The sequence below is a fragment of the Halalkalibaculum sp. DA3122 genome (assembly GCF_043951865.1).
Classification (GTDB): Bacteria; Bacteroidota; Rhodothermia; order Balneolales; family Balneolaceae; genus JAMQKA01.
This window is the reverse complement of sequence record NZ_JBINJF010000022.1, coordinates 63,379-69,586: the sequence shown is the minus strand read 5'-3', so window position 1 is coordinate 69,586 and position 6,208 is coordinate 63,379. Positions and strand designations below refer to the sequence as shown.

The following is a 6,208-nucleotide window of genomic DNA, read 5'->3' as shown; positions in this document are numbered from 1 at the left end:
AGTTTGGACGGGGTCTATCAGAGCATGGATCTGACCAAAGCCAGTGTCCATGATGTTCACTATTTGAAAGATATTAAACACAGCGGGCTCAGCGACTGTCTGCTGCTGGCCGACAAGGGGTACCTGTCAAGCAAACAGCAGATTGATTTGTTTTATAGTGCCGGCATCGAACTCCAAACGCCGATGCGTCGCAATCAAAGCGGGTACCAACCGTGGGCAGTGGTTTTTAAAACCGCCCGACGTCGGGTAGAAACGGTCTTTTCGCAGCTCTGCGACCAGATGATGCTCAAACGAAACTATGCCAAAACATTTGCCGGGCTGCGAGCCAGATTGATCAGCAAAGTGGCCTCAGTAACGCTGCTGCAGTATATCAACTGGCAAAACGGGCAACCTATTAATGCATATTAAACATGCATTAGCTGCTTAATGTTAACCCCTAAACGCGTTTCCATTATCAGTAAATGACTCTGTTTGAGGATATTTATCGGTAAAATCTGCATTACCTTGTAGAAAAGCCGTTCCTATACCTTTCTTGTTATAGCCATCAGAGGGTGGAGATTGTCCCATATTGACCATGGTCTGGAACTTTAATTTTGTCGTATCCCAATCAACTGGAATATCTCCACTCCACTCAACATCTGTTTCTTTCAGCTCTTCTGGTTTACGGTAGCGCATACTCTAAAAATTTAACCTGAATTCCTTTTCTTGTTTTCCATTACCATCTTCAAAATTGGCTACTACATCAATTACTGAACCTTGATCTTTAGTATTACTCACTCTTTTTTCAAGTTTTTGCCCAGATTGAATTTGGTTAATTGATTCTAAATCGAACAACATTCTATCATATTTATGGGGAGCCTGCCCATTAATTCTAAAAGAAAAGTCAGTAGCTTTTGCGGGACCTTTATTAATAATTCGAAAAATGTATTTTCCCGTAGCAACTTTCTCCAATTCAATATTTAATTTAGCTTCACTTAATTGTTTTTGGTTCCTTTCTTCCCGTTTTTCCTCCAGTTTTACGACACGACTTTGGAGTTCATTACTTTTCTGCCCCTGTCTGTAGCTATATATAGCAACTACGATAGATACCACAAGCGCGACAGCCGATATGATAATTTCAGGGCTCATGCTCCAAATACTCGTTTAAATTTGTCTGCCCTGTCTTTCAGCCACTCGAAATAGTTCGTCCATTGATCTTGGTCCTCAAAATTAACATCCTTCGCCAACTTTATACGGCTGGCTTTCTTGTCGTCCAGTCGTTGCCATTCCAATGAGGAACCAATAGTCGCTTCTATCTCTTCTTTTTCTTCATATAGGTTATCAAACCACTCCTTATCATCTTTGATGTATAGCTCACAACCCAACTCTTGGTCCCGGGTATTTACGGTAAGAACTACTTTGCTACCCGATCTTCCTATAGCAACATTATACCAATGACGAGGTGAAGCTTTTTGAGTTCCCAATCGGGAATTTTTCTCTCTACAAAATGACTTGAATTGTTGCCAAAAATCCAGCTGCATCATCTTGGTTTCCGTAAGATCATCCGACTGACTACGTTCTCTTAACGTTTTAGTCCACTCATTAGGTTTTACAATGGTATTGAACTTCACAGCCGGTTTTGATTCATCAATCTTCCAGAGTTCCAATCGTAACAGAAAGAAATTGAGTTCATTGCCGGTATGATCGTTGAGCCATTCCAGCGCCTGTCGGTGCTCATCATTAGCGTCCCTCACAATCCACACAATATACTCCGCATCATGGCCCGAAGCATACGTTATCACTTTACCCAAGTGATCATGGTCCGTCTGTTCCAGTTGGTTTTCAATAATAACCTTCTTGCCGGTATTCTCTTCCTCTGCCAGGATATCCACGCTGTAGCGTCCTGTCTTTACCTCCGAATCAATTGGAGCGATTTCAATACCGATCTCGTCGGAAAGCATTTGTAGATTTTCCTGATCTACCAGCCACTGTGTAAAGTCAAAGGCCTCATGTGCCCATCCTTCTCTAAGATCTACTTGCTGTAAGTTTCCGAATGTACTCATACTAAGATATATGGTAATTATTCTATTTTATGCTTCACGCCATTAAATAACTCTTCGCCTTTCTCCGAAAGCCGATACTTCTGTTTGCTGCTTCGTGGTTTCTCCGGTATCGTAAACTCTACTAAATCTTCTTCCATTAAGCCATTTAGGTAATTTTCCCTGAATCGTGTCCGGTTACTTTCGCCAATCCACTCCATTAAATCCGTAAGAGGTGAAGCCCCTTCTTGAGCCAAATTCTTTATAATCAAGGCTCCTTCTTCACTTGGGACAGACTTAGGACAGACTTGGGACAAGGTTGTCCCAAGCTCATTTAATAATATCTCTTGCTGCTCTGCATATTCACTTCTTGAAAGAAATTTTTCATCATTCTTTAATGCCCAAGCTTCCCCCTGTAGGCTGTAATGGATAGGAAGTTTAGCCAAGAAGTAGGTTCGTTGCTCATCCGTCTCAAAGATCGGTTCCGGAGAGCCGTTTTGTTTCATAGCCTTATAAATCTTTGGGAAGCCGGTCGAACGTCCTTCAGTCAGTTGCAGCTCTTTCAAAAAGTCACCAATACGACGGTTGCGATAGTTTCGGGCAACGATACGCTCTTTTTGCAGCATGTCATTGTCTACCGGCGGGAGCGGACCGGGAAAGCTGAGAACTTCAATCTTATCCAGCCGTACATTTACTTCGATCGTATTGCGCAGCTCATAGCTCCGGTGATACACGGCATTAGCCAGCACCTCTTCTATGGCTGCATAGGGATAATTATAAAAGCGATTGGCCTGCGCTTGCCCTTCAACCTTTGCTACTTCCTCCCGAATAACATTCGTCTGGAGATATTCCAGCGCCCGGATCAACTGCTTGTGAATTGGGCCGGTAAAGATCTTTTCGGAAAACCGATCTCCCACTTCATCCTGATAAATAATGACCTCGATCTTGGCTCCGGGGAAAAACTGTTCCGGCTCATCATTAAACAGCAGGAGTCCTGCATTGACAGGTTTTAAATTTTCAATTGGACCCTTCACAATCTGCATTTGCCGACAGAGTTCAGCAAAAGGAATATCATCAGCCTGTTCAAACAATGGGCTGTCGATCTCTTGCAAAAATTCTTTTATAAGCGACAGTTTTAAATCGTTAAGTGAGGCCTCATGGTTAATCCGGTCATCAAATGGAATCTTAGCGGCCAGCTCGTGAAGTTTTTGCTCCTCCTGTTCATTCGCCTGTACCGTAGAATTGTATCTGCGAATCCAGTACGCCTGGCCTCTGGTTTTATCCGAAAGGGATACCGGAGCCTTGTACGGACGATTATCTCCACCAGGACAGTAGAGAACAAATACATACTTTCCCTGAACTTCTGCTGGCTCCGAGACGGCAAAATAGGTGGGCTGAATTCTGTTGCTGTGCTCCACCAGTTTCTTTTGAATAGCGTCCAACTGATTCTTCTGCAGTCCGGTTGGTGGCAGTATAGGATTGCCATCCTCTTCTTCGACACCAATGACGATATAGCCACCACCAAGATTATTGATATCGTTGGCAAAGGCACACATCGTGTGAATCACACCTTCAGGATTCCATCCCTTCTTGAATTCGATGCGCTCGGTTTCTACAACCGTGCCCTTAATGAGCTTTTCTATGTTAACTGGTAATGCCATTAATTAGTCGATAACCTCTTTCATTAAGTCCTGAATCTGCTCTTCCAACGTTTTGATCTCATCTTCGATCTCATCCAGCGGACGCGGTGGCTCGTACTCGTAGAAGTGCCGCGTAAAGGGGATTTCATAGCCCACACGTCCCACTTCGCCATCCTTTTCATCGGTATAGTCTTCATCGATCCAGGCTTCCGGCACGTGCGGTTTCACCTCCCGCTCGAAATACTCAAAAACATCTTCATCCAGTGGCACGTTCTCATAATCACGAAGGTCGGTATCCGACTCTGGATTCCCCTTCTTGTCCTTTACGATATCGGCTTCCTCATCCTTTTCACCGATAGCCCGCTCAATTGCATTTAACAAGCTTTTCTTGGGCTTGTAATCGTGCTCTGCGAATCGCTCTTTTAGTCGCTTAAAGAAATTGCGGCTGTTGGTAAACTTTTCATCACTCATCGAATGGAGCACATCGAGAATAAACTGCTGCTCCTTTTTGCCTTCTTCAATCTCTTTCTTCTTTTCTTCTTTATCTTTCTTGCGACTCTTGGCAAAATTCTGAAAGACCCGCTCTTCTTTGAGTCGCTCTATACGCTCTGGAACCGCATGGTAGTTCAACCGCAACGGCTGTTCAATACGGACTTTGCGATAGCCAAATTCTTCATTTTCAAAAATCTTAACCTTGTCGCCCTCCTGGAAATCGCTATAAAGCTTCGTAATTTGTTTTAGCTGGTCATTGGATATTCTTCGGCGCTTATCGCCCAGACTCTTACGCATCGGCTCCCAGATGTCCGAAGCATCGATAAGCTGGACTTTCCCCTTGCGCTCTGGGGTCTTCTTATTACTCAAAATCCACACATAGGTAGCAATGCCTGTATTATAGAAAAGCTGTTCAGGCAGAGCTACGATAGCCTCCAGCCAGTCATTTTCCAGCATCCACCGGCGGATTTCACTTTCTCCACTCCCCGCATCACCGGTGAATAGCGGAGATCCGTTATGAACCACGGCAATACGGCTGCCGCCTTTACCATCTTCGAAAGGGGCCTTGTGAGAAAGCATATCCTGTGTAAAGAGCAACTGACCATCATTACTGCGGGGCGTACCCGCTCCAAAGCGTCCTGCATAGCCGCGATCGGCTTCGTCTTCTACTTCTTTCTTGTCCCGTTTCCAATCCTTGCCATAGGGCGGATTAGCCAACATATAATTGAAGGTCTCTCCACTATGCTTGGGATTGGAGAGTGTACTGCCCTGCAGAATATTCTCCGCATCTTTACCGTCCTCGGTTTTTAGAAAAAAGTCACTCTTGCTAACCGCATAGGTCTCTGGATTCAATTCCATCCCAAAAACGCGCACATCCGCATCAGGATTGATCTCCTGGATCTTGTCTTTCGTAATACTCAGCATACCACCTGTTCCACATGCAGGGTCATATACTTTGACAATAATACCTTCTTTCTGTAGCTCCTCCATATCAGGCTCTAAAACAATATTAGCCATCAGATGGATAACCTCACGTGGGGTAAAGTGCTCACCGGGGTTTTCGTTAGTTGCCTCGTTGAACTTACGGATCAGCTCTTCGAAGATGTATCCCATCTCCATGTTGCTGACGGTATCCGGATGCAGATCGATCTCATTAAAGCGCTGCATTACCTGGTACAGCAAACCTTGGTCATCCAGCTTTCGGATGGTGTTATCGAAATCAAAATTATAGAGTACCTCCCGCATATTATCCGAAAAGCCATTGATATAGCGCCGTAGGTTATCTGCTATGTGCTCGTGATCCGCCAGCAACCGTTCAAAATCATATTTACTGGTATTGTAAAAAGCATAACCGGAGGCCTGTCGAAGCAGGTCATCCATGTCCTCCAGCTTTTCCTTATACTTGTTATAGGTAGTAAGGACTTCTCCTTTATTAGGCTGTAATACGCTATCTACTCTTCGAAGTACAGTAAAGGGAAGTATGACATCCTGGTATTTTCCTCTTTTGAAGCTGTCACGAATAAGGTTGGCGACATCCCAAATAAAATTGGCCCGTTCCCGAAAATTGGTCATATAAAGACGTATATGTTGTTCTTATCTAATAATTAAACCATTTAACAAAGAAGTTATGATAGCAAAAAATCACCAGAATATTTTATGAGACATACGAGACATTTGCCGCCAATTTCGTATTGGCAATAGTGGCATTACTGGCAGAACTGGCATTTCTCTTAAAACCAATTGCCAATAATGCCACTTCTGCCATAACTGCCAATGGACTATTCTGTCATTTTCTTGTAATAGCCTCTTTTAATCCGGGTTAGATATTCTCCTGTCAGTGCAGATAACCAGCGGTGGGCCGTCCGTTCTGGGATGTTTAACCCTTCTGCAACTAAAATAGCTCTGCTGGTTTCAAACTCCTCAGGTAAAGCAAGATAGAAATGGCGGTACCGCTCGCCCTTACCATCTACATCCGTAGCTTTTGGCAGAATATGGTACAGTCGAATCGCATGCTTGATGAAGGTGTCGGCCAGCCATAAAGCCGCTATCATATCCGAT

General features: G+C 44.1%; 7 protein-coding genes. 1 reads left to right on the top strand and 6 read right to left on the bottom strand.

Features of this window, described 5'->3' with window-relative positions; translation table 11 throughout:
• Positions 1 to 408: transposase (locus tag ACG2F4_RS14025; protein ID WP_395261510.1), on the top strand; the 408-nt coding region annotated here is incomplete at its 5' end.
• Between the two features lie 21 nt (positions 409 to 429).
• Here ACG2F4_RS14025 and ACG2F4_RS14020 read toward each other — a convergent pair.
• The 6 genes from ACG2F4_RS14020 to ACG2F4_RS13995 all read right to left on the bottom strand — a co-directional run bounded on the left by ACG2F4_RS14020 (position 430) and on the right by ACG2F4_RS13995 (position 6,201).
• Positions 430 to 675 (bottom strand): hypothetical protein, encoded by a 246-nt coding sequence (locus ACG2F4_RS14020; RefSeq protein WP_395261509.1) that lies wholly within the window; start codon positions 673 to 675, stop codon positions 430 to 432.
• Positions 676 to 678: 3 nt separating this feature from the next.
• Positions 679 to 1,128 carry a hypothetical protein gene (locus ACG2F4_RS14015; protein ID WP_395261508.1) on the bottom strand — a complete coding sequence of 150 codons (450 nt, stop codon included), beginning with the start codon at positions 1,126 to 1,128 and terminating at the stop codon, positions 679 to 681.
• The gene (locus ACG2F4_RS14010; protein WP_395261507.1) at positions 1,125 to 2,042 is read right to left on the bottom strand and encodes a DUF4268 domain-containing protein; all 918 of its coding nucleotides are present in this window, start codon (positions 2,040 to 2,042) and stop codon (positions 1,125 to 1,127) included. The genes ACG2F4_RS14015 and ACG2F4_RS14010 overlap by 4 nt, the downstream gene beginning before the upstream one ends.
• Positions 2,043 to 2,059: 17 nt before the next feature.
• Positions 2,060 to 3,679, bottom strand: a complete 1,620-nt coding sequence (locus tag ACG2F4_RS14005; protein WP_395261506.1) for an RNA-binding domain-containing protein — start codon at positions 3,677 to 3,679, stop codon at positions 2,060 to 2,062.
• 3 nt (positions 3,680 to 3,682) lie between these two features.
• On the bottom strand, positions 3,683 to 5,722 hold the full coding sequence (locus tag ACG2F4_RS14000; RefSeq protein ID WP_395261505.1) for an N-6 DNA methylase: 2,040 nt from the start codon (positions 5,720 to 5,722) through the stop codon (positions 3,683 to 3,685).
• Between the two features lie 206 nt (positions 5,723 to 5,928).
• Positions 5,929 to 6,201: a hypothetical protein gene (locus ACG2F4_RS13995; RefSeq protein ID WP_395261504.1), complete on the bottom strand. Its 273-nt coding sequence runs from the start codon at positions 6,199 to 6,201 to the stop codon at positions 5,929 to 5,931.
• Positions 6,202 to 6,208 lie beyond the last annotated feature (7 nt).

Excerpts from the sequence above, each read along its gene's own strand:
- ACG2F4_RS14020 (WP_395261509.1), bottom strand. The coding sequence starts at position 675 with ATGCGCTACCGTAAACCAGAAGAGCTGAAAGAAACAGATGTTGAGTGG.
- ACG2F4_RS14015 (WP_395261508.1), bottom strand. The coding sequence starts at position 1,128 with ATGAGCCCTGAAATTATCATATCGGCTGTCGCGCTTGTGGTATCTATC.
- ACG2F4_RS14010 (WP_395261507.1), bottom strand. The coding sequence starts at position 2,042 with ATGAGTACATTCGGAAACTTACAGCAAGTAGATCTTAGAGAAGGATGG.
- ACG2F4_RS14005 (WP_395261506.1), bottom strand. The coding sequence starts at position 3,679 with ATGGCATTACCAGTTAACATAGAAAAGCTCATTAAGGGCACGGTTGTA.
- ACG2F4_RS14000 (WP_395261505.1), bottom strand. The coding sequence starts at position 5,722 with ATGACCAATTTTCGGGAACGGGCCAATTTTATTTGGGATGTCGCCAAC.
- ACG2F4_RS13995 (WP_395261504.1), bottom strand. The coding sequence starts at position 6,201 with ATGATAGCGGCTTTATGGCTGGCCGACACCTTCATCAAGCATGCGATT.